The 25,434-nt window shown below is 69.4% G+C and carries 22 protein-coding genes, 2 tRNA genes and 1 pseudogene; 11 read left to right on the forward strand and 14 right to left on the reverse strand.

Annotated elements, in window-relative coordinates; all coding sequences use genetic code 11:
• Positions 1 to 419 precede the first annotated feature (419 nt).
• Positions 420 to 492: transfer RNA gene (locus ABZY44_RS12585), tRNA-Ala, on the reverse strand.
• A gap of 161 nt (positions 493 to 653) precedes the next feature.
• On the opposite strand from ABZY44_RS12585, the gene ABZY44_RS12590 reads away from it, so the two are divergent.
• Together ABZY44_RS12590 and ABZY44_RS12595 are read left to right on the forward strand one after the other, a co-directional pair.
• Complete coding sequence (locus tag ABZY44_RS12590) at positions 654 to 1,205, forward strand: DNA-binding protein (RefSeq protein ID WP_356652792.1); 552 nt, start codon at positions 654 to 656, stop codon at positions 1,203 to 1,205.
• 31 nt (positions 1,206 to 1,236) lie between these two features.
• The gene (locus tag ABZY44_RS12595) at positions 1,237 to 2,442 is read left to right on the forward strand and encodes a protein kinase (RefSeq protein ID WP_356652794.1); all 1,206 of its coding nucleotides are present in this window, start codon (positions 1,237 to 1,239) and stop codon (positions 2,440 to 2,442) included.
• Between the two features lie 53 nt (positions 2,443 to 2,495).
• Here the strand turns inward: ABZY44_RS12595 and ABZY44_RS12600 are convergent, their stop codons facing one another.
• The 11 genes from ABZY44_RS12600 to dnaA all read right to left on the reverse strand — a co-directional run bounded on the left by ABZY44_RS12600 (position 2,496) and on the right by dnaA (position 17,154).
• Positions 2,496 to 3,854 (reverse strand): hypothetical protein, encoded by a 1,359-nt coding sequence (locus ABZY44_RS12600; protein WP_356652796.1) that lies wholly within the window; start codon positions 3,852 to 3,854, stop codon positions 2,496 to 2,498.
• Between the two features lie 124 nt (positions 3,855 to 3,978).
• Positions 3,979 to 4,113, reverse strand: coding sequence for a DLW-39 family protein (locus ABZY44_RS12605; RefSeq protein WP_208809277.1), 135 nt, complete (start codon positions 4,111 to 4,113; stop codon positions 3,979 to 3,981).
• A 156-nt stretch (positions 4,114 to 4,269) separates the two neighbouring features.
• A tRNA-Ile gene (locus ABZY44_RS12610) sits at positions 4,270 to 4,343 on the reverse strand.
• Between the two features lie 119 nt (positions 4,344 to 4,462).
• Entirely contained in the window at positions 4,463 to 5,014 is a 552-nt protein-coding gene (locus ABZY44_RS12615; protein WP_356652798.1) for a DUF3566 domain-containing protein, read from the reverse strand.
• Positions 5,015 to 5,100: 86 nt separating this feature from the next.
• Positions 5,101 to 7,749, reverse strand: a complete 2,649-nt coding sequence (gyrA, locus tag ABZY44_RS12620) for a DNA gyrase subunit A (RefSeq protein ID WP_356652800.1) — start codon at positions 7,747 to 7,749, stop codon at positions 5,101 to 5,103.
• A 40-nt stretch (positions 7,750 to 7,789) separates the two neighbouring features.
• Positions 7,790 to 9,856, reverse strand: coding sequence for a DNA topoisomerase (ATP-hydrolyzing) subunit B (gene gyrB / locus ABZY44_RS12625; protein ID WP_356652802.1), 2,067 nt, complete (start codon positions 9,854 to 9,856; stop codon positions 7,790 to 7,792).
• Positions 9,857 to 10,344: 488 nt separating this feature from the next.
• Entirely contained in the window at positions 10,345 to 10,893 is a 549-nt protein-coding gene (locus ABZY44_RS12630; RefSeq protein ID WP_356652804.1) for a DciA family protein, read from the reverse strand.
• The gene (gene recF / locus ABZY44_RS12635; protein WP_356652806.1) at positions 10,890 to 12,098 is read right to left on the reverse strand and encodes a DNA replication/repair protein RecF; all 1,209 of its coding nucleotides are present in this window, start codon (positions 12,096 to 12,098) and stop codon (positions 10,890 to 10,892) included. Before recF ends, ABZY44_RS12630 begins: the two co-directional genes overlap by 4 nt.
• 105 nt (positions 12,099 to 12,203) lie before the next feature.
• Entirely contained in the window at positions 12,204 to 13,232 is a 1,029-nt protein-coding gene (gnd, locus tag ABZY44_RS12640) for a phosphogluconate dehydrogenase (NAD(+)-dependent, decarboxylating) (RefSeq protein ID WP_356652808.1), read from the reverse strand.
• Between the two features lie 88 nt (positions 13,233 to 13,320).
• On the reverse strand, positions 13,321 to 14,451 hold the full coding sequence (gene dnaN, locus ABZY44_RS12645; protein WP_356652810.1) for a DNA polymerase III subunit beta: 1,131 nt from the start codon (positions 14,449 to 14,451) through the stop codon (positions 13,321 to 13,323).
• 879 nt (positions 14,452 to 15,330) lie between these two features.
• On the reverse strand, positions 15,331 to 17,154 hold the full coding sequence (dnaA, locus tag ABZY44_RS12650; protein ID WP_356652812.1) for a chromosomal replication initiator protein DnaA: 1,824 nt from the start codon (positions 17,152 to 17,154) through the stop codon (positions 15,331 to 15,333).
• A gap of 360 nt (positions 17,155 to 17,514) precedes the next feature.
• Between dnaA and rpmH the strand changes: the two genes are divergently transcribed.
• From rpmH to ABZY44_RS12695, 9 genes and pseudogenes are all read left to right on the forward strand, one after another.
• On the forward strand, positions 17,515 to 17,652 hold the full coding sequence (gene rpmH, locus ABZY44_RS12655; RefSeq protein ID WP_008741645.1) for a 50S ribosomal protein L34: 138 nt from the start codon (positions 17,515 to 17,517) through the stop codon (positions 17,650 to 17,652).
• Positions 17,653 to 17,674: 22 nt separating this feature from the next.
• Positions 17,675 to 18,049, forward strand: coding sequence for a ribonuclease P protein component (gene rnpA, locus ABZY44_RS12660; protein ID WP_356652814.1), 375 nt, complete (start codon positions 17,675 to 17,677; stop codon positions 18,047 to 18,049).
• A pseudogene (yidD, locus tag ABZY44_RS12665) lies at positions 18,046 to 18,300 on the forward strand (membrane protein insertion efficiency factor YidD); the annotation flags it as partial. The gene rnpA and the pseudogene yidD, both read left to right, overlap by 4 nt.
• Before the next feature lie 30 nt (positions 18,301 to 18,330).
• Entirely contained in the window at positions 18,331 to 19,437 is a 1,107-nt protein-coding gene (yidC, locus tag ABZY44_RS12670) for a membrane protein insertase YidC (RefSeq protein ID WP_356652816.1), read from the forward strand.
• Positions 19,438 to 19,452: 15 nt separating this feature from the next.
• Entirely contained in the window at positions 19,453 to 19,965 is a 513-nt protein-coding gene (locus ABZY44_RS12675) for a R3H domain-containing nucleic acid-binding protein (RefSeq protein WP_356652818.1), read from the forward strand.
• A 133-nt stretch (positions 19,966 to 20,098) separates the two neighbouring features.
• On the forward strand, positions 20,099 to 20,812 hold the full coding sequence (gene rsmG, locus ABZY44_RS12680) for a 16S rRNA (guanine(527)-N(7))-methyltransferase RsmG (protein WP_356652848.1): 714 nt from the start codon (positions 20,099 to 20,101) through the stop codon (positions 20,810 to 20,812).
• Positions 20,813 to 21,029: 217 nt separating this feature from the next.
• Positions 21,030 to 22,121 carry a ParA family protein gene (locus ABZY44_RS12685; RefSeq protein ID WP_356652820.1) on the forward strand — a complete coding sequence of 364 codons (1,092 nt, stop codon included), beginning with the start codon at positions 21,030 to 21,032 and terminating at the stop codon, positions 22,119 to 22,121.
• Complete coding sequence (locus tag ABZY44_RS12690; protein ID WP_356652822.1) at positions 22,118 to 23,209, forward strand: ParB/RepB/Spo0J family partition protein; 1,092 nt, start codon at positions 22,118 to 22,120, stop codon at positions 23,207 to 23,209. The genes ABZY44_RS12685 and ABZY44_RS12690 overlap by 4 nt, the downstream gene beginning before the upstream one ends.
• A 101-nt stretch (positions 23,210 to 23,310) precedes the next feature.
• Complete coding sequence (locus ABZY44_RS12695) at positions 23,311 to 23,928, forward strand: GNAT family N-acetyltransferase (protein WP_356652824.1); 618 nt, start codon at positions 23,311 to 23,313, stop codon at positions 23,926 to 23,928.
• 72 nt (positions 23,929 to 24,000) lie between these two features.
• Here the strand turns inward: ABZY44_RS12695 and trxA are convergent, their stop codons facing one another.
• On the reverse strand, positions 24,001 to 24,345 hold the full coding sequence (gene trxA / locus ABZY44_RS12700) for a thioredoxin (RefSeq protein WP_356652826.1): 345 nt from the start codon (positions 24,343 to 24,345) through the stop codon (positions 24,001 to 24,003).
• A gap of 53 nt (positions 24,346 to 24,398) precedes the next feature.
• Positions 24,399 to 25,358, reverse strand: coding sequence for a thioredoxin-disulfide reductase (gene trxB / locus ABZY44_RS12705; protein ID WP_356652828.1), 960 nt, complete (start codon positions 25,356 to 25,358; stop codon positions 24,399 to 24,401).
• Between the last annotated feature and the right edge of the window lie 76 nt (positions 25,359 to 25,434).

Raw genomic sequence — 25,434 nt, forward strand, 5'->3', positions numbered from 1 at the left:
GCCAGTTCAGGACTTTAGTCAGCGGCTGCCCACTCCGACCGGCAATTACGTTCGTGGAAGCCCGCGTTGACGCTCACACGTGGGGGGTGCGATCCGAGACGGGGACGGTCCGCCAGGTCGGGACATGGGTGCCGGGAGGCCGTCGTACGGCGCGACGAGGACGTCTCCGACGGGTGAGGAGTCCGTCCGCGCACCTGCCGATCACGACCCGGACCTCCGGGGCGGCCAGGACCACGAATCCGCGCGCGCCGGCCCGGCGCCCCCGCGCACCGACCGGACACCCGCCCGGACCGCGGCGGGACAGGGCGCCCTCAGGCCGCCCTCTTCCGGGTGTCCCCCCGGGGCGCGCGTCCACGCGGAAAAGAAACCAAAAGACCCCCTCTGGCCACGTTTCCGCAGTTCAGAGGGGGCCCACACGGTGGAGCCTAGGAGATTCGAACTCCTGACATCTGCCTTGCAAAGGCAGCGCTCTACCAACTGAGCTAAGGCCCCGGGTATACGGACGCAGTCCTCCCCCGTGAAGGAGCGACCGTTCCGCAGGACAGCGTACCGGGTGTACCCCCTCTTCTCGCAAAATGATAGGGACTCCCGCCCTGCGACCACTCTCCGTAAGATGCACGCGAGGTTCGCACCAGCGAAGGGGAGTAGTAAGAGTGGACGCAGTACAGCAAGAGGCTACGGCCAGAGCCAGAGAACTTCAGCGCAGTTGGTACGGGGAGCCCCTCGGAGCGCTCTTCCGCCGGCTCATAGATGACCTCGGCTTGAACCAGGCCCGCCTCGCTGCCGTCCTCGGGCTGTCGGCACCGATGCTGTCCCAGCTGATGAGCGGACAGCGGGCCAAGATCGGCAACCCCGCCGTGGTCCAGCGGGTCCAGGCCCTCCAGGACCTGGCCGGCCAGGTGGCCGACGGAAGCGTCAGCGCGGCAGAGGCGACCGACCGGATGGACGAGATCAAGAAGACCCAGGGAGGTTCCGTCCTCAGCAACAGCTCCAGCCAGGCCGCCACCGGTTCCGGCGCCCCCACCGTCAAGCGCGTGGTGCGCGAGATCCAGTCGCTGCTGCGTTCGGTCTCCGCGGCCGGCGACATCATCGACGCGGCCAACTCCCTCGCCCCCAGCCATCCGGAACTGGCAGAGTTCCTCCGGGTGTACGGAGCGGGCCGTACGTCCGACGCGGTCTCGCACTACGAGGCCCACCAGAACTGACGGCGGCTGACGACGGGGGACGGGCGCAGCGATGGGTGAGATCTTCGCGGGCCGGTACGAGCTGATCGATCCGATCGGACGGGGCGGCGCGGGCGCCGTCTGGCGTGCCTGGGACCACCGGCGCCGACGGTACGTCGCGGCGAAGGTGCTCCTGCAGAGCGATGCCCACACCCTGCTGCGGTTCGTCCGTGAGCAGGCGCTGCGGATCGACCATCCGCACGTCCTGGCCCCGGCCAGCTGGGCGGCGGACGACGACAAGGTCCTGTTCACCATGGACCTCGTCGCGGGCGGCTCCCTCGCCCATGTGATCGGGGACTACGGGGCCCTGCCGCCCCGGTTCGTCTGCACGCTGCTCGACCAGCTCCTGGCGGGGCTGGCGGCGGTGCACGCGGAAGGCGTGGTCCACCGCGACATCAAACCGGCCAACATCCTGATGGAGGCCACCGGAACCGGGCGGCCGCACCTGCGGCTGTCCGACTTCGGCATCGCCATGCGCAAGGGCGAGCCGCGGCTGACCGAGACCGCCTACGTGGTCGGCACCCCGGGCTATCTGGCGCCCGAACAACTCCTCGGCGAAGAACCCGACTTCACCGCCGACCTGTTCGCCGTCGGACTGGTCGGCCTCTACCTGCTGCAGGGCCGCAAGCCCGACTCCCAGGCCCTGGTGGCGCATTTCCTCACCCACGGGACCCCCGGCCCGCCCGAGGGCGTTCCCGCGCCGCTGTGGGACGTACTGGCCGCGCTGCTCCAGCCCGACCCCCAGCACCGGTTCAAGACGGCCACGGGGGCGCGCAGGGCCCTCGCCGAGGCCGTGGAGCTGCTGCCGCCGTCCGTCGCGGACGAGCAGGCGGTGGAGGTGTTCGACCAACTCGGCCCCGTGCCCTCCGGCTTCACTCCCCGGGAGCCCGGGACGCGCGAGACCCCCACGGGCCCCGTCGCGGCCGCCACGGTGCCCGCCCAGGCCGCCCAAGCCGCCCAAGCCGCCCGGGCCACGTCGTACGCGAGCGCCCCCACGCCGGTCCACGCGGCTTCGGAAACGGGCAGCTTCCACCTCCAGCCGCCGCTCCCCGCCGCCGCGGCCCCACTCCCCGCCGTCGCCGCCGGCCCGTACCCGCAGCCGCCCGCGCAGCCCCGTACGGGCGGGATCGCTCCGCCGCCCGCCAAGGTCACCGCCGGCATCGTGCTCGCCGCGCTGCTGTGCTTCGCCGTCGGCGTCTGGGCGCTGACCCAGCTCTGACCCTGGCCGCGCCCGGGCCCTGGCCCCTGCCCTCGCCCAGCTCTAGCCCAGCTCTAGCCCTGGCCCCGGGCCCCGGCCCGGCCCCGCCGCCCGGCCAGCAGGATCCAGCCGCCCAGGACGAACAGCAGGAGCGTCCCGGTGCCGAAGCCGGCGCCCGCGACCGTCCGCATCGCCGACCGGTTCGCCGCGGCGGCGTCGGCCTCCACGGCCGTCGTCCCCTCCTTGGCGGCGGTCCGGTCCTCCGGCCCCACGCCGAACCCCCCGGCCGCGAGGCCTTCCGCGTACGCGGGAGCCTTGCCCGCCGTGCCGATGACGTCCATCCGCAGGGTGAGCGGTACGGGTACCGCGTCCTCGGTGAACTCCCCGACCTTTCCGCCCATGGTCACCGCGACGTAGTACCAGCCCGCCATCCGGACCGGTCCCACCTCACGGACTCCGGAGAACCGGTTCTCGTACGTCACCGGCGCCGTCCGCGGCAGGGTGACGCCCGCCTGCTTCCCGTCGTAGGAGGAGTCCTCGGAGGCGACCAGGGCCCGGTAGGGGCTGTACAGCGCGACGGTGAGCCCGGCCGCGGCCGAGCCGTACTCCTTCGTCCGCCTGGCGGCGGAGAGTTCGGCGCCGAGGGCGAGCTGCTGCCCCCAGTCCAGCGGCACCCGGTAGAAGCGGGTCTGTCCGGGCCGCAGCTCGTCGCTCCACACCCCCGCGCCCAGGGCCCGCGCGTCGTTGAAGCCGCTGCCGCCCGCGCGCGGCGCCGGATCGCTGCCCGGCAGGGTCGGGGAGGCCGACGGCCAGACGCTGGGCGCGGTGGTGGGCGCGCTGCCCGAGCCCAGGCCCGGTTCGCGCTGCACCCGCAGTTCCAGCGGCCAGGCGCTCCGGTCGCCGTCCTTGGCCGCCGTGCGGGTGACCTTGACGTAGTAGGTGCCGGCCCCCTGGCAGGCGGCGTCCTCCTGCAGCATGCGCAGACCCGCGGCGCTGATCGGGACGGGGTCGTAACCGAAGCCCGCCCGGCCGGGGTTGCCGGGACAGGAACGGTTCTCGGTGTTCATGACCTCGACCTCGACGCCGTCGCTGTAGCCGACCTTGGCGCCCGCGGGCGGCTGGAGCACCCCGGAGACGTACACGGTGGAACGGTCGTCGAGGTAGAGCCGGTAGTAGCGCTCCCCCGGCGCGATCGAGTCCTTGTAGACCGAACCGGCCTCCAGCAGCGGGGAGCCGGCCGTGGAGGGCTTCCCCTCGACCGCCTTGGCGCCGTCCGCGCCCCGGTAGGCCGGCAGCGGCTGGGGCTGCGGGGTCCCCGCGGCGCCGGCGGCGCCCGACAGGGACACCAGCAGCCCGACGGCGGCCGACACCGCCACCGCGGCCGCGACGGACCTCCGTACCGACCGGCGCACCCGCCGACGTACCCGCTCCATCACGCCCACCCACCCCGAGTTTGCCCGCGCAAGCCAGATCTTCGCGTACTACAGCTTTTCTTCACACAGCAGCACAAAGCCCCGACCGCAGCGGCAGTCGGGGCTCTGGGATCAACCTTGGGTCTCACACACCGGAACCAGAAGGCACGGAGTCAGTTGCCTCCGTCCACAGGTCCTGCTCGGCGCGGTCCGCCTGGATCTGGCGGTACACGAGGAGCCCGCCGATGGCGGCCAGTGCGACCAGGAGCAGCTTCTTCACCGCGCGACCTCGTCTTTCGTTGACGTAGGGGACTTCTGGCGCCCAACAATACACACCGACCGATATCCGATCGGCGACCTTCCGACGGGAACGGCACTCCCAACTGGCCCTACGCAGAAGACCCCCAGGCCATGGGCCTGGGGGTCTTCGACACTGTGGGGCTAACAGGATTTGAACCTGTGGCCTCATCCTTATCAGGGATGCGCTCTAACCAACTGAGCTATAGCCCCATCCGCGCTGCGCGCTGACTTCTGAAGGTTAGCGCACAGACCCGGTGACTCCAAAATTGGCTGCCGTGACCCGTCTGCGCAGGTCATCAGCCCCGTCTGCGGCTCGTTCCCGCAGGGGGCTACTCGTCCTCGGCGAGGGTCAGCTCCACACCGCCGACGAATCCCGCCGACAGGTTGTAGATGAACGCGCCGAGGGTCGCCAGCGCCGTCATGAGGACCACGTCGATGACCGAGATCACCGACGTGAAGATCAGGACGCGCGGCAGCGACAGGAAGCTCTGGAGGTCGAAGCCGTTGCTCTCGTTCGAGCCGGTCGCCTCGCTGATCGTCCCGCCGACGCTGGAGAAGATGCCCATGGCGTCCATGACCATCCACAGCACCACCGACGCGACGATCGTGCACACGCCCAGCGCGATCGACAGCAGGAAGCTGACCTTCATCACCGACCACGGGTCCGCCTTGGCCACCCTCAGCCGCGCCTTGCGCGTCCTGGGCGCCGTACGGGCCCCGGTGCGCGGCTTGCGCTGCGCACCCGTGTCACCGCCGCCCCGCGGCGCCGCGGGGCCCGAGGGCGCCGCGTACGCCTGCGGCGGGTGGTAAGGCTGCTGCGGGCCGGCCTGCGCCTGCGCCTGCGGCGGCTGAGGCGGCTGCGGTCCTCGGGTGTCCGTCACAGTTCCCCCCTGGGAGTCCGCGGCGGGGCCACGGGCACCGTTCTCTCCAGTCTTGGCCGGTCCGGCGCCCGTGGCTCCACTCACGCTTACTCCTCGTGCTCCCCAGCCGAGGGCTCCGTGCCCCCGGCGGCCTCGGCGGCCTGTCCTTCGACGGCCGCTCCGGTCCCGATCTCGGTCTCGTTCTCGGTCTCGCTGTCGGTCTCGCTGTCGTCGACCTCGTCAGCTTCCTGACCGGCCTCCGCGTTGCGGGCGATACCGACGACGGCATCCCGCTTGCCCAGGTTGATCAGCTGGACGCCCATGGTGTCACGGCCGGTCTCCCGTACTTCGTTGACGCGCGTACGAATCACACCACCGCCGAGGGTGATGGCGAGAATCTCGTCCGTTTCGTCCACCACGAGCGCGCCCACGAGCGAGCCGCGGTCCTCCACGATCTTGGCTGCCTTGATGCCCAGGCCGCCACGTCCCTGGACGCGGTACTCGTCCACCGGTGTCCGCTTGGCGTAGCCGCCGTCGGTCGCGGTGAAGACGAACGTACCGGGCCGGACGACGCTCATCGAGAGCAGTTCGTCCCCACCGCGGAAGCTCATGCCCTTCACGCCCGAGGTGGCGCGGCCCATCGGGCGCAGCGCGTCGTCGGTCGCCGTGAAGCGGATCGACTGCGCCTTCTTGCTGATGAGCAGCAGGTCGTCCTCGGCGGACACGAGTTCGGCGCCGATCAGTTCGTCGGCGACGCCGTCGGCGCCGTTGTCCGTCTCGCGGAGGTTGATGGCGATGACGCCGCCCGAGCGGGGCGAGTCGTAGTCCTTGAGCGCCGTCTTCTTCACCAGGCCGCCCTTGGTGGCCAGGATCAGGTAGGGCGCCGCCTCGTAGTCGCGGATCGCGAGGATCTGGGCGATCTTCTCGTCCGGCTGGAAGGCCAGCAGGTTCGCCACGTGCTGACCGCGCGCGTCCCGGCCGGCGTCCGGCAGCTCGTACGCCTTGGACCGGTAGACGCGGCCCTTGTTCGTGAAGAAGAGCAGCCAGTGGTGCGTGGTGGACACGAAGAAGTGGTCGACGAGGTCGTCCTGCTTCAGCTTCGTGCCGCGCACGCCCTTGCCGCCGCGCTTCTGCGAGCGGTAGTCCTCGGTCTTGGTGCGCTTGACGTACCCGCCGTGGGTGATCGTGACGACGATGTCCTCTTCGGCGATCAGGTCCTCCATGGACATGTCGCCGTCGAAGGGCACCAGCTTGGAGCGCCGGTCGTCGCCGAACTTCTCGACGATGGCCGCCAGTTCCTCGCTGACGATCTGCCGCTGGCGCTCCTCGGAGGCCAGGATCGCGTTGTACTCGTTGATCTTGGCCTGGAGTTCGTCGTGCTCGGCGACGATCTTCTGCCGCTCCAGGGCCGCGAGGCGGCGCAGCTGCATCTCCAGGATCGCGTTCGCCTGGATCTCGTCGATCGACAGCAGGCCCATCAGGCCCTCGCGGGCGATCTCGACCGTGTTGCTGCGCCGGATCAGCGCGATGACCTCGTCGATCGCGTCCAGCGCCTTGAGCAGACCGCGCAGGATGTGGGCGCGCTCCTCCGCCTTGCGCAGGCGGAACCTCGTGCGCCGGACGATGACCTCGATCTGGTGCGCCACCCAGTGGCGGATGAACGCGTCGATCGACAGCGTGCGCGGCACGCCGTCGACGAGCGCCAGCATGTTCGCGCCGAAGTTCGTCTGCAGGTCGGTGTGCTTGTACAGGTTGTTCAGCACGACCTTGGCGACGGCGTCGCGCTTGAGCACGATCACCAGGCGCTGGCCGGTCCGCGACGAGGTCTCGTCGCGGACGTCGGCGATGCCGCCGACCTTGGCGTCCTTCACCAGGTCGGCGATCTTCTGCGCCAGGTTGTCGGGGTTGGTCTGGTAGGGGAGCTCCGTGACCACCAGGCACTGGCGGTTCTGGATCTCCTCGACCTCGACCACCGCGCGCATCGTGATGGAGCCGCGACCGGTCCGGTACGCCTCCTCGATGCCCTTGCGGCCCACGACGAGGGCGCCCGACGGGAAGTCCGGGCCCTTGATCCGCTCGATGAGCGCGTCCTGGAGCTCCTCGTGCGAGGCCTCCGGGTGCTCCAGCGCCCACTGGGCGCCGGCCGCGACCTCGCGCAGGTTGTGCGGCGGGATGTTGGTGGCCATGCCGACCGCGATACCGGCGCTGCCGTTGATCAGCAGGTTCGGGAAGCGCGCCGGCAGGACCGTCGGCTCCTGGTTGCGGCCGTCGTAGTTGTCCGTGAAGTCGACGGTCTCCTCGTCGATGTCCCGGAGCATCTCCATGGCCAGCGGCATCAGCTTGCACTCGGTGTAGCGCATCGCGGCCGCCGGGTCGTTGCCCGGGGAGCCGAAGTTGCCGTTGCTGTCCACCAGCGGCATGCGCAGCGACCACGGCTGGGCCAGGCGGACCAGGGCGTCGTAGATCGAGCTGTCACCGTGCGGGTGGTAGGTGCCCATGACGTCGCCGACGACGCGGGCGCACTTGTAGAAGCCCTTCTCGGGCCGGTAGCCGCCGTCGTACATCGCGTACAGCACGCGGCGGTGGACCGGCTTGAGGCCGTCCCGTACGTCGGGCAGCGCTCGGGAGACGATGACGGACATCGCGTAGTCGAGGTAGGAGCGCTGCATTTCCGTCTCGAGCCCGACGGGCTCGATGCGCACCACGGGCTGCTCCGCCGCGGATTCCTCGGCGGTGGGGGTGGTTTCGTCGGCCATTGCTGGTCAGAAGTCCTTTCAGGCAGTCAGCTGAGCCGACTCAGATGTCGAGGAAGCGAACGTCCTTGGCGTTGCGCTGGATGAAGGAGCGCCGGGCTTCGACGTCCTCACCCATCAGCACCGAGAACAGGTCGTCGGCCTGCGCCGCGTCGTCCAGGGTGACCTGGCCGAGCACGCGGTGGTCGACGTCCATCGTGGTGATGCGCAGTTCCTCGGCGTTCATCTCGCCCAGACCCTTGAAGCGCTGGATCGAGTCTTCCTTGATCCGCTTGCCGTTCTGCTTGCCGAGCTCCACCAGGGCGTCGCGCTCGCGGTCCGAGTACGCGTACTCGAAGTCGTCGCGGCCCCACTTGATCTTGTAGAGCGGCGGGCGCGACAGGTACACGTGACCGGCCTCGACCAGCGGCCGCATGAAGCGGAACAGGAAGGTCAGCAGCAGGGTGTTGATGTGCTGGCCGTCGACGTCGGCGTCCGCCATCAGGATGATCTTGTGATAGCGGAGCTTCTCGATGTCGAAGTCCTCGTGCACCCCGGTGCCGAAGGCGCTGATCAGCGCCTGGACCTCGGTGTTCTGGAGGATCTTGTCGATACGGGCCTTCTCGACGTTCAGGATCTTGCCGCGGATGGGCAGGATGGCCTGGTACATCGGGTTGCGGCCGGACTTCGCGGAGCCGCCGGCCGAGTCGCCCTCGACGATGAAGATCTCGCACTGGGTCGGGTCGTTCGACTGGCAGTCGGACAGCTTGCCCGGCAGCGAGGCGCTCTCCAGCAGGCCCTTGCGGCGGGTGAGGTCGCGGGCCTTGCGGGCCGCGACGCGCGCCGTGGCCGCCTGGATCGCCTTGCGGATGATGTCCGAGGCCTCGTTCGGGTTCCGGTCGAACCAGTCGTTGAGGTGCTCGTGGACGACCTTCTGCACGAAGGTCTTGGCCTCCGTGTTGCCCAGCTTGGTCTTCGTCTGGCCCTCGAACTGCGGCTCGCCCAGCTTCACCGAGATGATGGCGGTCAGACCCTCGCGGATGTCCTCGCCCGCGAGGTTGTCGTCCTTCTCGCGCAGGAACTTCTTCTCCCGCGCGTAGCGGTTGACCAGACCGGTCATCGCCGCGCGGAAGCCCTCTTCGTGGGTACCGCCCTCGTGCGTGTGGATCGTGTTCGCGAAGGAGTAGACCCCCTCGGTGTACTGCGAGTTCCACTGCATCGCGATCTGGACCGAGAGGGTGCGCTCCTTGTCCTCGGCCTCGACGTCGATGACGGTCGGGTGGATCAGCTCGCCCTTGCGCGAGTTGAGGTACTTCACGAAGTCGACGATGCCGCCCTCGTAGTAGTACTTCACCGTGCGCGCCTGGTCGTCGTCGGCCTCCTCGGCCGAGTCCGCGCCCATCGTCGCCTTCGCGGACTCGCGCTCGTCGGTCAGCGTGAGGGTCAGGCCCTTGTTGAGGAAGGCCATCTCCTGGAAGCGCCGCGAGAGGGTCTCGAAGGAGTACTCGGTCGTCTCGAAGATGTCGCCGTCGGCCCAGAAGGTCACCGTGGTGCCCGTCTCGGACGTCTCCTCGTTCTTGGCGAGGGGGGCCGTCGGGACGCCCAGCTTGTAGTCCTGGCTCCAGCGGTAGCCGTCCTTGCGGACGTCGACCGAGACTCTCGTCGACAGGGCGTTGACGACGGACACGCCGACGCCGTGCAGACCGCCGGAGACGGAGTAACCGCCGCCGCCGAACTTGCCGCCCGCGTGGAGGACGGTCAGTACGACCTCGACCGCCGACTTGCCCTCGGAGGGCACGATGTCGACGGGGATGCCCCGGCCGTTGTCGACGACGCGCACGCCGCCGTCGGCCAGGATCGTGACGTCGATCCTGTCGGCGTGACCGGCGAGGGCCTCGTCGACGGAGTTGTCGACGACCTCGTAGACGAGGTGGTGCAGGCCCCGCTCGCCGGTGGAGCCGATGTACATGCCGGGCCGCTTGCGGACCGCGTCGAGGCCTTCGAGGACCTGGATCTGGTTGCCGGTGTACTCAACGGGTGCAGCGGGGTCGCCGCCGTTCTGGCCGACTGTGGACTGGTTGTCGTTGGGGTTGCCGGAATCGGCCACGAAGCGCCCTTTCTGGCACAGCACAGGCCGTACTCCGGGCCGGCAGGCATGCAAGCGGGAGCGGCTGCGTCGATCTGCGTTATCAGCGGTGGTCAGCTTTACTCGACTGGATCCCGCGCAAGCGCGGGATTCTCGTTCAGTCTACCGGTATCACCCCCATGAATGGGCGTTTGCCGGTACCTGAGTCCGCATGTGCCGCCCGGAAACCTCTCTCTCCGACTCCCCATATCCGGGGAGGGGCTCAAAGAGGCTCACACGGGCATTGAGCGCTTCGGGCTGTCAACCTCCCGCTACCGTGAGGGACACCACCCGCGCAGACGTTCGCAGCGGGCGTACGCCGGGGCGCGGGCGTTCCGTACGGGCGCTCGCGCGCAGCCCCGGGCCCGCTCCGCTCCGGTCGGCGCGGGAGCGGCCCCGGGAGTCCGCCGGGGCGTGGGGGTCGGGCGTCGGGCGTCGGGTCCGCCGGATCTCGCGGGCCACGGGCCCGGAGATCCGTACGGGACCTCGCGGGCTCACCCGTAGTTGTCCCCGGGTCCCGTGCTGCCCGGCGCACGCCACGGCCCGTACCGCTTCGGCCCGCCACCCGGTCCGTGCACCTTGATCAGTCGCACCGTGCCCTGCCCCAGGTCCGTGTTCAGCCGCGCCACCAGCTGCGGAGCCAGCAGCTTCAGCTGCGCCGCCCACGCCGAGGAGTCGCAGCGCACCACCAGCTCGCGGTCCTCGTACCGGTCCGGCACGCAGTGCGCCGCGATGTCCGGGCCGACGATCTCGGGCCAGCGCTCCATCACGCCCGCCACCGCCATCGGCATCTCCCAGCCGCGCTCGGTCCGCAGCCGGTCCAGCGCGGCCATCAGCGGCATCGGGTCCCGGCCGTCCGCCCGGGCCCCCGAGCGCAGGCCCTGCTGGTAGGGGCGCTTCTTGCCCGTGGCCGCGTTGCCCCGGGCGCGCGCCGCTTCCTTGGCGGCCGCCAGCGCCTGGCGCGCCAGGTCCACGCCCGAGAACTCCGGGAGCTTGCGCGCGGGCTCCCGGGCGCCGCCGCCGTCCTGCTTCTCCTCGCTCACAGCCGGGTCACCTCGCCGCCGGACACCGCGAACCGCGTTCCGATCAGCACGCCCGGGACGTCGTCGTCCACCGCCGCCGTCACCAGCACCTGCTCGCCGGGCGCCACCAGCTCCGCCAGCCGCTCCCGGCGGCGCTCGTCGAGCTCCGCGAACACGTCGTCGAGGATCAGCACCGGCTCGCTGCCCTCGGAGCGCAGCAGTTCGTAGGAGGCCAGGCGCAGCGCCAGTGCGTACGACCAGGACTCGCCGTGGCTCGCGTACCCCTTGGCCGGGAGCTCGCCCAGGCGCAAGGTCATGTCGTCGCGGTGCGGGCCGACGAGGGTCACGCCGCGCTCGATCTCCTGCTTGCGCACGTCGGCCAGCGCCGCGAGCAGCACCCCGTACAGGGCCTCGCGGGTGCGGGCCCCGCCGCCCTCCGCGGCCGCGCCGCCCACGTTGCCCGCCCCCGCGACCGCCTCGCCGAGCGTTTCGCCGACCGCCTCGCCGAGCGTCTCGGCGGTGGCCGAGGACTTGTAGGCGAGCCCGAGCGGGCCGCCGCCGGGCGCGAGCTGCTCGTACGCCTTGTCCGCCAGCGGCAGCAGCGTCGCGATCAGGTCGAGGCGCTGGGCGAGCAACTCGGCGCCGGTGCGCGCGAGGTGCTGGTCCCACACGTCCAGGGTGGACAGGTCCATGGAGCGGCCCCCGTGCCGGCGGGCCATCGCGGCCGACTTCAGCAGGGTGTTGCGCTGCTTGAGCACCCGCTCGTAGTCCGAGCGGACCGCCGCCATGCGCGGCGAGCGGGCCGTCACGAGTTCGTCGAGGAAGCGGCGCCGCTCCCCCGGGTCTCCCTTGATCAGGGCCAGGTCCTCGGGGGCGAAGAGCACCGTCCGTACGATGCCCAGCACGTCGCGGGGCCTGACCTGCGAGGACCGGTTGATCCTCGCCCGGTTGGCCCGGCCCGGGTTCAGCTCGAGCTCCACCAGCTGCTGCCGCTCACCCTGGGTGACCGCGGCCCGGATGACGGCCCGGTCCGCGCCCATCCGCACCAGGGGGGCGTCGGCGGAGACGCGGTGGCTGCCGAGGGTGGCGAGGTAGCCGATCGCCTCGACCAGGTTCGTCTTGCCCTGGCCGTTGGGACCCACGAAAGCCGTGACGCCCGGGTCGAGGGGAACCTCGGCCCGGGCGTACGAGCGGAAGTCGGCCAACGAGAGATGCGAAACATGCATACGGCGCCGACCTCCCCCGGCTTCCTGCTGCTCTGTGCTGCTGTGGTGCTGTGGTGCTCGAGGCTCTGTGGTGCTTGTGGTGCACCGCTGTGGAGCGGTTGTGGACTACTTCTTCTCGACCGCGTGGCCGCCGAACTGGTTGCGCAGCGCGGCGATCATCTTCATCTGCGGGGAGTCGTCCTGGCGGGACGCGAAGCGCGCGAACAGCGAGGCGGTGATCGCCGGAAGCGGCACGGCGTTGTCGATCGCGGCCTCGACCGTCCAGCGGCCCTCGCCCGAGTCCTGCGCGAAGCCGCGCAGCTGCTGCAGGTGCTCGTCCTCGTCCAGCGCGTTCACCGCCAGGTCCAGCAGCCAGGAACGGATGACCGTGCCCTCCTGCCAGGACCGGAAGACCTCGCGGACGTCGGTGACCGAGTCGACCTTCTCCAGGAGCTCCCAGCCCTCGGCGTAGGCCTGCATCATGGCGTACTCGATGCCGTTGTGGACCATCTTGGCGAAGTGGCCGGCGCCGACCTTGCCGGCGTGCACGGCCCCGAACTCGCCCTCGGGCTTGAGGGCGTCGAAGATCGGCTGGGCCACCGCGACGTGCTCCTTGTCGCCGCCGTACATCAGCGCGTAGCCGTTCGCCAGGCCCCAGACACCGCCCGAGACGCCGCAGTCGACGAAGCCGATGCCCTTGGCCGCCAGTTCGGCGGCGTGCTTCTCGTCGTCGGTCCAGCGCGAGTTGCCGCCGTCGACGACGACGTCGCCGGGCGAGAGGAGCTCGGAGAGCTCGTCGACGGTGGACTGGGTCGCCGCGCCCGCCGGGACCATCACCCATACCACGCGGGGGGCCTGCAGGCCGTCCACAAGCTCCGCGAGGCTGTGGACATCGGCGAGGTCCGGGTTGCGGTCGTATCCGATGACGGTGTGGCCGGCGCGGCGGATGCGCTCGCGCATGTTGCCGCCCATCTTGCCGAGACCGACGAGACCAAGCTCCATCAGGTGGTTCCTTAAGCGTTGTGGCCGTCTGTGCCGGGGGTCCCCCGCTGCTCGGGACCTCCCCCGTCCCGAGCGTACGCCGGGCGGCGCTGCCCGGCCCCACGGGCGCTCCGGAAGGGAATACGCACGGGACTCCGGAGGGGAACGGGGCACCCGGGCCGGGGCGAAGACGTCGGGCCCGGCCCCGCGGGAAGCGTGACCGGGCCCGACGCCGTGCTCACTGCCGTGTGCCGACCGGGTCTCAGCCGGAGAGGCGGACGGGCATGATCAGGTACTTGTACGCCTCGTCGGCCTCGGCGTCGACGGCCGGGCGGCCGCTGAGCAGCGCGGGCTTGGTCGAGGTCGTGAAGCTGAGCTGCGCGGCCGGCGAGTCGATCGCGCTCAGGCCGTCCAGCAGGAAGGTCGGGTTGAAGGCGATCGAGATGTCGTCGCCCTCCAGCTTCGCGTCGACGCGCTCCACAGCCTGTGCGTCGTCGGAGGAGCCGGCCTCCAGGATCAGCACGCCCTGCTCGAAGCTCAGGCGGACCGGGGTGTTGCGTTCGGCGACCAGGGCGACGCGCTTGACGGCCTCGACGAACGGGGCGGTCTCGATCACCGCGACGGAGTTGAACTCCGTCGGGAAGAGGGTGCGGTACTTCGGCAGGTCGCCCTCGAGGAGGCGGGTGGTGGTGCGCCGGCCGGCGCCCTCGAAGCCGATGAGGCCCTCGCCCTGGCCGGAGCCCGACAGCGCGATGGTGACCGTGTCGCCGCTGGTGAGCGACTTGGCGGTGTCCAGGAGGGTCTTGGCGGGCACCAGGGCCACAGCGGAGGCCTCCGGGTCCTCGGGCTTCCACAGGAACTCGCGGACCGCGAAGCGGTAGCGGTCGGTGGAGGCCAGGGTGACGCGGTCGCCCTCGATCTCGATGCGGACACCGGTCAGCACGGGCAGCGTGTCGTCGCGGCCGGCGGCGATGGCGACCTGGGCGGCGGCGGAGGCGAAGACCTCGCCGGGCACGGTGCCGGTCGCGGTGGGCATCTGCGGCAGCGCCGGGTACTCCTCCACAGGCAGGGTGTGGAGTGTGAACCGCGAGGAGCCGCAGACCACGGTCGCCCGTACACCGTCTGTGGAAATCTCCACCGGCCGGTTGGGCAGGGCGCGGCAGATGTCGGCGAGCAGCCGACCGGACACCAGGACGGTGCCGTCCTCCTCGACGTCGGCCTCGACGGAGACACGGGCCGAGACCTCGTAGTCGAAGCCGGAGAGGGACAGCTTGCCCTCCTCGGCCTTCAGCAGCAGGCCCGCGAGAACGGGGACCGGAGGCCGGGCCGGGAGGCTACGAGCAGCCCAGGCCACCGCCTCCGCGAGTACGTCGCGCTCCACCCGGATCTTCACCGGAAACCGCCTCCTGCTGTTGCTCGCTCGTCTGCCGGCCTTCGTCGTCGGCTCGTCGATGCCTCGACCGTTGCCGGGGACCAGTCTGACGTACGGCGCCGACAGTCGTCGCTGCTGGCGGTCAAGTCGGGAGCGAGGTGTCGGGGAGGGCGATCCACCGAGTTGTGCACAGGTCCTGCTTGAAAACCGAAACCGGGCTAACTCTCTATGGGGGTAGTAGTAGGGCCTGTGGAAACGGTGGATAAGCCCGTTTTCCCAGGTCAGCCCGCGTTTTTTATCCCCACACCCTGTGGGTGACACCGGTGGACAACCCCGTGTCCCTGTGGAGAACGAAAAGTTCTGCACAGGCCGTCCCCAGATGACCCCGACTACTCCACAGGTGCGTCCCCAGGTTTCCCCCAGTACTCCACAACCCAAACGTCGACCTTGGTGTGACCGCTTTCACTCGGGGCGGTGAGAGGGGCTGCCCCGTTGCCGAACAGTGGACAACGGTGTGGGGAAGTCGTCTGATCCTGTGCACAGGGCACCGGATCCTGTGGACCGCCGGTGGACAACGCGGTGGACGAACCTGTGGATGAAAATTCTGTCCACAGCTTGTGGACAGTGCTTGCGCACAATTCCACAGGGATCTGACCAGCTCTGATGGTGCCTCACACCCAGGCCCTGTGGACAGTTTTGTGGGCGGGGCAGGCCGTCCCCAGGCTGTGGACAGAGGAAAGTGGCCCAATCTGTGGATGAGTTGCTCCATTGGGGGCGTATTCGAACAAGTCGGGGGCGCACGCACGAAGAAGGGCGCCCCCGAAGTGACCCGGGAGCGCCCTCTGGAAGCGTGTGGGGGTGCCCTGACGGCGCCCGTACGGCCCCTTTCACGGGCCCGCGTCAGCCGTTCTTGATGCGGTTGGTGAGCTCGGTTACCTGGTTGTAGATGGACCGGCGCTCCGCCATCAGGGCGCGGATCTTGCGGTCCGCGTGCATGACGGTGGTGTGGTCGCGGCCGCCGAACTGTGCCCCGATCTTCGGCAGGGAGAGGTCCGTGAGCTCCCGGCACAGGTACATGGCGATCTGCCGGGCGGTGACGAGCACGCGGCTGCGCGAGGAGCCGCAGAGGTCGTCCACGGTGAGCCCGAAGTAGTCGGCGGTGGCCGCCATGATGTCGCTGGCCGTGATCTCGGGCGCGCTGTCCTCGCCGCCGGGGATCAGGTTCTTCAGTACGTCCTCGGCCAGGCCCAGGTCGACCGGCTGCCGGTTCAGGCTCGCGAAGGCCGTGACCCGGATCAGCGCCCCCTCCAGCTCGCGGATGTTGCGCGAGATGCGGGAGGCGATGAACTCCAGCACCTCCGGCGGAGCGTTGAGTTGCTCCTGGACGGCCTTCTTGCGCAGGATCGCGATACGGGTCTCCAGCTCGGGCGGCTGGACGTCGGTGATCAGGCCCCACTCGAAGCGGTTGCGCAGCCGGTCCTCCAGGGTGACGAGCTGCTTGGGCGGCCGGTCGGAGGAGAGCACGATCTGCTTGTTGGCGTTGTGGAGCGTATTGAAGGTGTGGAAGAACTCCTCCTGCGTCGACTCCTTGCTCGCCAGGAACTGGATGTCGTCGACGAGCAGGATGTCCATCTCGCGGTAGCGCTTGCGGAACGCGTCGCCCTTGCCGTCGCGGATCGAGTTGATGAACTCGTTGGTGAACTCCTCGGAGCTCACGTACCGCACTCGGGTGCCCGGGTAGAGGCTGCGCGCGTAGTGCCCGATGGCGTGCAGCAGGTGCGTCTTGCCGAGACCCGACTCCCCGTAGACGAAGAGGGGGTTGTACGCCTTCGCCGGCGCCTCGGCGACGGCCACCGCGGCGGCGTGCGCGAAGCGGTTGGAGGCGCCGATGACGAAGGTGTCGAACAGGTACTTGGGGTTCAGCCGGGCGGTCGGCTCCAGCGGGCCCGAGGTGGATCCGCCGGACGGGGCGGAGGGCGCGGGCCGGCTGGGCGCCGGGCGCGCGGCGGGCCGCTCGTACTGCTGCTGCTCGTACGGCCGGGACTGGCGCTGCTGCTGGTCCTCGTACTGCTGGCGCGGCTGCTCGTACTTCTGCTGCTCGTAGGAGCCCTGGTCGTAGGAGGGGTCGGACTGCTGCAGGTAGCCCGGCTGCGGGGAGGCGTACGGATCGCGTTCGGGGAAGCCGCCGAGGCGGGGCTGCTGCCAGCCGTAGTCGTCCTGCTGGCCGCCGCGGGGCCAGGCGCCGGGCTCGGGGCGCGGCTGCTGGTAGTCCGGGTAGGCGGGGCGGGCCGTGGGGAGCCGGTCGTCGTCGGAGGATCCGGGTCCGGAGTTCGGGCCGGTGTGACCGGTGTGACCCCCGGGCCCGGTGTGGCCTCCGGGGCGCTGGCCGCCGTACGGCTCGTAGGAATCCCGGCCGGAGGACGTGTCCGTCACCTGGGGCGCGGGCTCGCCGGCGGAGTCGTCGACGGTGATGGCGATCCGGATCGGGCGGCCGCACTCACGGCTGAGGGCGTCGCTGATGAGCGGGGCGAGCCGGCCTTCGAGCACGCGCTTGCCGTACTCGTTGGGGACGGCGAGCAGCGCGGTGTCGGCCACGAGCGCCAGCGGCTGGCAGCGCTCGACCCACTGCTTGTCCTTGGGCTCGATGCTGTTCTGTCCCTCACCGAGGAGCTTCTCGAGCACCCTTGGCCACACTGCGGCAAGATCGGCAGGTACGTCAGCCACAGAGCACGCTCTCTCACAGGGGGTCCCACGAATGTGTGGTTCTTTGGGACGGTCGGGACAAAAAATCCAGGGTCAGACAACGGTAGTCAGGCCAGCGGGTACGGTTCAAGTCGTTGTCCACAGCCTGTGCACAGTGTGGGGCCCAGCCGACTCGGTTTGACCGGATGGCGTAGCCGCGCGTACCGTAACGAGGTCGAGTTGTCGATGGCTGCTGCCGCCTGCCTACCGATGGGCGAAGATCACTGACAGTGATCGTTTTGCGGTGCCACTCGGGCGTACACGCGAGTTTTTCTCCTCGTGGGCGCACGGTGACAGCCAGGCGATGTCCCGCCACAACGATTTATTCTCTGGAGCCCCCGAGTGAGCAAGCGCACCTTCCAGCCGAACAACCGCCGTCGTGCCAAGACCCACGGCTTCCGTCTCCGGATGCGTACCCGTGCCGGTCGCGCCATCCTCGCGAACCGTCGTGGCAAGGGCCGCGCCGCCCTTTCCGCGTAACTGACGGGCGGATCGTGACGTCGTGCTGTCTCCCGAGAATCGGCTGAGGCGGCGCGAGGACTTCGCGAGCGCGGTACGTCGAGGCCGTCGGGCTGGTCGCCCGCTCCTCGTCGTTCACCTACGTACAAGCGGTGCAACGGACCCGCACGAGCCGGGGGAGATCGATCCCTCGACGCGTGCGGGTTTCGTCGTCAGCAAAGCTGTCGGCGGTGCCGTCGTACGCAACCGGGTCAAGCGCCGTTTGCGCCATCTCATCCGCGAGCGGCTGCCGAAGCTGCCCGCAGGTAGCCTGGTGGTGGTACGGGCTCTGCCCGGAGCGGGCGATGCCGGTCTCGACGAGCTGGCCCGGGACCTTGACGCCGCACTGCTGCGGCTCTTGGGAGGCGTGGCTCGATGAAGTACCCGCTGCTCGCATTGATCAAGCTGTACCAGTGGACGATCAGTCCGCTGCTCGGGCCGGTGTGCCGCTACTACCCCTCGTGTTCGCACTACGGGTACACGGCCATCGACCGGCATGGTGCGGTGAAGGGGACGGTCCTGACCGGCTGGCGGATCCTGCGGTGCAATCCGTGGTCCCCGGGCGGCGTGGATCACGTCCCACCCCGTAAACGCCCGCGTTGGCACGAGCAGCTGCGCAGTGCGTTGCGTCGATCTCGCAATGCTCAAGGAGCCTGATTAGTGGACACGCTTGCCGGTTTGTTCAGCTTTATTACTACGCCTGTTTCGTGGATCATCGTCCAGTTCCACAAGGTGTACGGCGCCATGTTCGGCGCCGACAGCGGGTGGGCCTGGGGCCTGTCCATCGTGTCCCTGGTGATCTTGATCCGCATCTGCCTGATCCCGCTCTTCGTGAAGCAGATCAAAGCAACGCGGGGCATGCAGGCGATCCAGCCGAAGATGAAGGCGATCCAGGAGCGCTACAAGAACGACAAGCAGCGTCAGTCCGAAGAGATGATGAAGCTGTACAAGGAGACGGGTACCAACCCGCTCTCCTCGTGCCTTCCCATCCTGGCGCAGTCCCCGTTCTTCTTCGCGCTCTACCACGTGCTCTCCGGCATCGCGAACGGCAAGCCGATCGGCCAGATCGACGGCCCGCTGCTGGAGAGCGCCCGTAACGCCCACATCTTCGGTGCCCCGCTGGCGGCCAAGTTCACGGACAGCGCGGAGAAGGTCGCAGCTCTGGGCGCCTCGATCACCGACGTGCGCGTGGTCACCGCCATCATGATCGTCATGATGTCGCTGTCGCAGTTCTACACGCAGCGGCAGCTGATGCAGAAGAACGTCGACCTCTCGGTCAAGACGCCGTTCATGCAGCAGCAGAAGATGCTGATGTACGTCTTCCCGGTGATCTTCGCCGTCATGGGCATCAACTTCCCCGTCGGCGTCCTCATCTACTGGTTGACGACGAACCTGTGGACCATGGGTCAGCAGATGTTCGTGATCAGCCAGAACCCGACCCCGGGAAGCAAGGCCCAGGACCAGTACCTGACCCGCCTGCTGAAGCACGTCGCCACCCACGGCACGGTCAAGGGGCGGAGCAAGAAGAAGATCGTCGCGGCGATCGTGGCCAAGGGGCCGGACCGCAACGACAACGAGCGCAAGTTCATCACCGCTCTGACCAAGCAGGGCATGGCCGCCCAGGCGGACGGCTCGGTGACGAAGAGCGTCGAGGCGACCGTCGACGCGGATGCGGCCGGCGGCGGTCTCCAGAAGCGGCAGCAGCCCAAGCGGCAGTCGAAGTCGCAGCGACAGTCGCCCCCCAGCAAGCCCTCTTCCAAGAAGTAAGAAGGAGCCCCTCCCGTGACGGAAGGCACCACCACCGCCGCTGCTGCTGAGGCTGGCGACACCCTGACCCGCCTCGAGCAGGAGGGCGAGATCGCGGCCGACTACCTCGAGGGTCTGCTGGACATCGCCGACCTGGACGGCGACATCGACATGGACGTCGAGGCGGACCGTGCCTCGGTCTCCATCGTCAGCGAATCCGCACGCGACCTGCAGAAGCTGGTGGGCCGTGACGGTGAGGTGCTCGAGGCCCTGCAGGAGCTGACCCGCCTCGCCGTGCACCGCGAGACCGGTGACCGCAGCCGGCTGATGCTGGACATCGGTGGGTTCCGGGCGAAGAAGCGCGAAGAACTGACCGCGCTCGGTGCCAAGGCCGCGGACGAGGTGAAGGCGTCGGGCGAGCCCCTGAAGCTGGACCCGATGACCCCCTTCGAGCGGAAGGTCGTCCACGACGCCGTGGCGGCCGCCGGTCTGCGCAGCGAGTCCGAGGGCGAGGAGCCGCAGCGCTTCGTCATCGTGCTCCCGGCCTGACCGGAAGCTCGAGTGTCCGGCCCCGTCTGTCTCGCAGGCGGGGCCGAAGTTTGTCAGCCTGGCAGTGACGACGTGGTTTTCACACCATGCGGTACGGAAGGACGGTCCCGTGACGGAGGCAGCTGAGCTTCCCCTGACGCCTGAAGAAGCGCCCCCGGCACCTGAAGAGGCGCGTGCGGTGTTCGGCGAACATTTCCCGGAAGCCGTGCGGTACGCGGAGCTGCTGGCGGACGCGGGGGTCAAGCGGGGCCTCATCGGCCCGCGCGAGGTACCGCGTCTGTGGGAGCGCCACCTGCTCAACTGCGCCGTGCTCTCGGAGGTCGTGCCCGAGGGCGTGACCGTGTGCGATGTGGGTTCGGGCGCCGGCCTCCCCGGTATCCCGCTGGCCCTGGTCCGCCGGGACCTGAAGATCACGCTGCTGGAGCCGCTGCTGCGCCGCACCAACTTCCTCCAGGAAGTCGTGGAGATGCTGGGGCTGGACCATGTGACGGTGGTGCGCGGGCGGGCCGAGGAGGTCCTCGGAAAGCTCCAGCCGGTGCACGTGGTGACGGCTCGGGCAGTCGCTCCCCTGGACCGGCTCGCCGGTTGGGGCGTGCCCCTGCTGCGTCCGTACGGCGAAATGCTGGCGCTGAAGGGTGACACCGCGGAGGAGGAGCTGGTGGCGGCGAAGGCCGCTCTCACCAAGCTCGGTGTGGTGAAGACCTCAGTGCTGCACGTCGGCGAGGGGATCGTGGATCCGCTCTCGACCGTGGTGCGGGTCGAGGTCGGCGAGAGCCCCGGAGGCGTGAGGTTCGCGGCGAAGCGGGCCAAGGCCGCCCGGGTGAGCCGTACGCGTCGGCGCCGCTGACCCCGAAGGCTCCATCCGGAGTGTCGTAGCGGCCGGATGACTCCGTCCGGGCATCGTGTTTCACGTGAAACGTCGCTCTCTGCTGCACGGAATCATCAGCCGCGGTCGTGAGGCTGCGTCCCCCTCTCACCGCAAGGACGAAGGGGGGACGGAGTTGTCCACAACGGTGGATTCATCCACAGGAGTACGGGCCCCGCTGGTTCGCGACCCCGGCGACATGGCAGGCTCTGTTCATCGCGAGCCTGATGCCGAGGAGAGTGACACCGTGCGGTCAGACGCCAACCTTGCGGGGCCGATGGCCGATCCGGTCCCCGGTCCCCGCTCTGAATCGCCGGGTGAAGATGTTTCACGTGAAACATCGGCCCCGCCGCTTGTAGACAACGACGACACACCCATCGGCCGCGCCGCCCAGATCGCGGTGGAGGCCCTGGGGCGTGCGAGCGAGGGCCTGCCCCGGCCCGCGCAGACCCGGATCATGGTGGTGGCCAACCAGAAGGGCGGCGTGGGCAAGACCACGTCGACCGTGAACCTGGCCGCTTCTCTGGCCCTGCACGGTGCGCGGGTCCTGGTCGTGGATCTCGACCCCCAGGGCAACGCCTCCACGGCGCTGGGCATCGATCACCACGCGGACGTGCCGTCCATCTACGACGTACTCGTGGACAGCCGCCCGCTGATGGAGGTCGTCCAGCCGGTGACCGATGTGGAAGGGCTGTTCTGTGCCCCCGCCACGATCGACCTGGCGGGAGCCGAGATCGAGCTGGTCTCTCTCGTGGCACGCGAGAGCCGCCTTCAGCGGGCCATCCAGGCGTACGAGCAGCCCCTCGACTACATCCTCATCGACTGCCCGCCCTCACTGGGCCTGCTGACGGTGAACGCCCTGGTCGCGGGCGCCGAGGTACTGATCCCGATCCAGTGCGAGTACTACGCGCTGGAGGGTCTGGGGCAGCTGTTGCGCAACGTCGACCTGGTGCGGGCCCATCTGAACCCCACGCTGCACGTGTCCACGATCCTGCTCACGATGTACGACGGCAGGACCCGGCTGGCGTCGCAGGTGGCGGAGGAGGTGCGCACCCACTTCGGCAAGGAGGTGCTGCGCACGAGCATCCCGCGGTCGGTCCGCATCTCCGAGGCCCCGAGCTACGGGCAGACGGTGCTGACCTATGACCCGGGCTCCAGCGGTTCCCTCTCCTACCTGGAGGCTGCGCGGGAGATCGCGCTGCGCGGGGCCGGAATCCAGTACGACCCCCAGCACCCTCATCTGGGTGCGGGTATGAACCACACGCAGAGCATGGCGGAGGGGATCCAGTGAGTGAGCGACGTAGGGGTCTGGGGCGGGGGCTCGGCGCGCTGATTCCCGCGGCTCCGCAGGAGAAGACGCCGCCGGTGATCAATTCCGGTTCGACGTCTCCGTCGGCCGTACCGGTGCTGACCTCGGAGCGGGGGATCGCGGCGGCGAAGCTGGCCGCGCTGGCGCAGGCCGATGTTTCACGTGAAACATCGACGGCCCTCCCGGCCGCGGGAGAGGCGACGCACGCCGGCCCGCAGATCGGGGAGGTGGCGGGAGCGACGTTCGCAGAGCTTCCGATGGACTCGATCACGCCGAACCCGCGCCAGCCCCGCGAGGTGTTCGACGAGGACGCACTGGCCGAGCTGGTGACCTCCATCCAGGAGGTGGGCCTGCTCCAGCCGGTGGTCGTACGGCAGGCGGCCCCGGGCCGCTACGAGCTGATCATGGGTGAGCGGCGTTGGCGGGCGTGCCGGGAGGCGGGCCTGCCGCGCATTCCGGCGATCATCCGGGCGACGGACGACGAGAAGCTGCTGCTGGACGCGCTGCTGGAGAACCTGCACCGGGCTCAGCTGAACCCTCTGGAAGAGGCTGCCGCGTACGACCAGCTCCTCCAGGACTTCAACTGCACGCACGACCAGCTGGCGGACCGGATCGGGCGTTCGCGTCCGCAGGTCTCGAACACGCTCCGGCTGCTGAAGCTGTCGCCGTCGGTGCAGCGCCGGGTGGCGGCGGGCGTGCTGTCGGCGGGTCATGCGCGGGCCCTGCTCTCGGTGGACGACTCCGAGGTGCAGGACCGGCTGGCGCATCGGATCGTGGCCGAGGGTCTCTCCGTCCGAGCGGTCGAGGAGATCGTCTCCCTGATGGGAGAGGAATCGGGCGGCGCGGTGAAGTCGAAGGGTCCGCGGGCGGGCGCCCGGGTCTCTCCGGCGCTCAGTGAGCTGGCGACGCGTCTGTCGGACCGGTTCGAGACGCGGGTGAAGGTGGACCTGGGTCAGAAGCGGGGCAAGATCACCGTCGAGTTCGCCTCGATGGAGGACCTCGAGCGGATTCTGGGCACGCTGGCGCCGGGCGAGGGTCGCGTGCTGGACCAGGGTCTCTCCGGGGAGTAGCCCGCGGTCGAGGGGCGGGTCGTGCCGGTGAGAGCCGGTACGGCCCGCCCCTTTGCGTGCGTGCGGTTTCCGGTGATTCGAGCAGTGGCTACGATGCGGTCATGGGTCGTCGGCTGGTACCGCTCACGCTGGACAACCTTCAGGATCTGCCCCGGCGTTGCCGGTCCTGTGTCTTCTGGGAGCTGGACCCCGTCAGCGGCGAGGCCGCCGTGAAGGCGGGCAACGCTGCGCAGGAGAAGGAGGCGTGGATCTCCGCCGTCCTGCTGGAGTGGGGATCGTGCGGACGCGTGGTCTACGTGGACGAGGTCCCGGTGGGGTTCGTTCTGTACGCGCCGCCTGCGTACGTGGCGCGTGCGACCGCGTTTCCCACCAGCCCGGTCTCCCCTGACGCCGTGCAGCTGATCACCGCGTGGATCATGCCGGGCTACCAGGGACAGGGACTGGGCCGGGTGATGGTCCAGACGGTGGCGAAGGACCTGCTGCGCAGGGGGTTCCGGGCGATCGAGGCCTTCGGGGACGCGCGCTGGGAGGGGCCGGCCTGTCTGCTGCCGGCGGACCATCTCCTGGCCGTGGGGTTCAAGACGGTACGGCCGCATCCGGTGCACCCGCGGCTGAGGCTGGAACTGCGCTCCACGCTGTCGTGGAAGGAAGACGTGGAACTGGCCCTGGACCGGCTGCTGGGAGCCGCACGCAAGGAACCGGCGCTGCGTCCGCTCTGAGCGTCGTCCCGGATACGCCAAACGGGGCCGCTCCCTCAGGAGCGGCCCCGTTTCACGTGAAAGATCGGACCGTCAGACGGCCTTGGGGGCCTGGATGAAGTCCTCGAGGTCACGCAGGATCGCGGCCTTCGGCTTGGCGCCGACGATGGTCTTGGCGACCTCGCCGCCCTGGTAGACGTTCAGCGTCGGAATGGACATGACGCCGTACTTGGCAGCCGTGGCCGGGTTCTCGTCGATGTTGAGCTTGACGATCTCGATCTGGTCCCCGAACTCGGCCGCGATGGCCTCGAGGGAGGGAGCGATCTGGCGGCACGGACCGCACCAGGCTGCCCAGAAGTCCACGAGGACGGGCTTGTCGCTCCCGAGGACCTGGGTGTCGAAGTCTGCGTCGGTCACGTTCTTGAGGGTGCCGGCCACAGCGGCCTCCTTCTTTTCCTGCGTCGAGTGGGGTGTGGTGGTGCTTACGGGTGTCAGACCGTCGCGTGTGCCTTCTCGGCGTCCGCGAGGGCGGCGAGGAAGCGCTCGGCGTCGAGGGCGGCGGAGCAGCCGGTGCCCGCGGCGGTGATGGCCTGACGGTAGGTGTGGTCGACGACGTCGCCCGCTCCGAACACACCGGTGAGGCTGGTGCGGGTGGAGGGGGCGTCGACCTTGAGGTAGCCCTCTGCGTCGAGATCCAGCTGGTCCTTGAAGAGCTCGGTGCGCGGGTCGTGGCCGACGGCGATGAAGAGGCCGGTCACGGGCAGCTCGGAGGTCTCACCGGTCTTGGTGTTGCGCAGGGTGAGACCCGAGAGCTTCTGGTCGCCGTGGATCGCGGCGACCTCGCTGTCCCAGGCAAACTTGATCTTCGGGTCGGCGAAGGCGCGGTCCTGCATGGCCTTGGAGGCGCGCAGGGAGTCACGGCGGTGGACGATCGTGACGGACTTGGCGAAGCGCGAGAGGAAGGTGGCTTCCTCGATCGCGGTGTCGCCGCCGCCGACCACGACGATGTCGTGGTCCTTGAAGAAGAAGCCGTCGCAGGTGGCGCACCAGGAGACGCCGCGGCCGGAGAGGGCGTCCTCGTTGGGCAGGCCGAGCTTGCGGTGCTGGGAGCCCGTCGTGACGATCACTGCCTTGGCGCGGTGCACGGTGCCGGCGGTGTCGGTCACGGTCTTGATCTCACCGGTCAGGTCCACGGACACGACGTCGTCCGGAACCAGCTCGGCGCCGAAGCGCTCGGCCTGGCCGCGCATGTTGTCCATGAGGTCCGGCCCCATGATCCCGTCCTGGAAGCCGGGGAAGTTCTCGACCTCCGTGGTGTTCATCAGCGCGCCACCGGCGGTGACGGCACCTTCGAAGACCAGGGGCTTGAGCGAAGCGCGTGCGGTGTACAGGGCGGCGGTGTAGCCGGCCGGCCCGGATCCGATGATGATCACGTTTCGTACGTCGCTCACGGGTTACTTCCTCGTCTCTACGGACTGCCTGCTGCCTACCGGGGGGCCGGTGTGGACTCTCACCCACCCAACGGAT

It is taken from the genome of Streptomyces sp. NPDC006544 (assembly GCF_040611715.1).
Classification (GTDB): Bacteria; Actinomycetota; Actinomycetes; order Streptomycetales; family Streptomycetaceae; genus Streptomyces.